The 566-nt window shown below is 47.7% G+C and carries 2 tRNA genes; both read left to right on the top strand.

Annotated elements, in window-relative coordinates:
- The first annotated feature begins 158 nt into the window (after positions 1–158).
- Positions 159–232 (top strand) — tRNA-Ile (locus tag K3G63_RS22520).
- A gap of 37 nt (positions 233–269) precedes the next feature.
- A tRNA-Ala gene (locus tag K3G63_RS22515) sits at positions 270–343 on the top strand.
- Positions 344–566: the final 223 nt, after the last annotated feature.

Here is a 566-nt window from a genome sequence, read left to right as displayed (position 1 = left end):
ACAAGGTAGCCGTACCGGAAGGTGCGGCTGGATCACCTCCTTTCTGGAGCTTGACCGACTCGTTTGCTACGAGCTCTGGTCGTGGGACACTGCTCCCACTTATCTACCTGTCTTTTCCTTCATTCAGTTCTCAAATCGGTTAATACAAAGGCCGATTTGGGCTTGTAGCTCAGGTGGTTAGAGCGCTACACTGATAATGTAGAGGTCCCTGGTTCGAGTCCAGGCAGGCCCACTCTATTCGACAGAAGGTCGAATAAGAAAGGGTATAAGGGGGATTAGCTCAGCTGGCTAGAGCACCTGCCTTGCACGCAGGGGGTCAACGGTTCGAATCCGTTATTCTCCACATAGTCATCATCTTGGTAAGATGATGAAACAAAATAAATGAGGTAGTATAAATACTTTATACATCTCACTTTGTAGCTTAATAGAAGCTGCACATGTTCTTTGACGTACGAAAACAAGAGAGAAATATACTGGCTTGCCTGTGTAAGGCAAGTTAAGCTCGACTCTGTTCCGCAAGGAACGAGTCACTACGAGAAGTAGACAAGGGCACACGGGGGATGCCT

The organism is Hymenobacter sp. HSC-4F20, assembly GCF_019599275.1.
Lineage (GTDB): Bacteria > Bacteroidota > Bacteroidia > Cytophagales > Hymenobacteraceae > Hymenobacter.
This window is presented reverse-complemented; position numbering and strand designations above follow the sequence as displayed.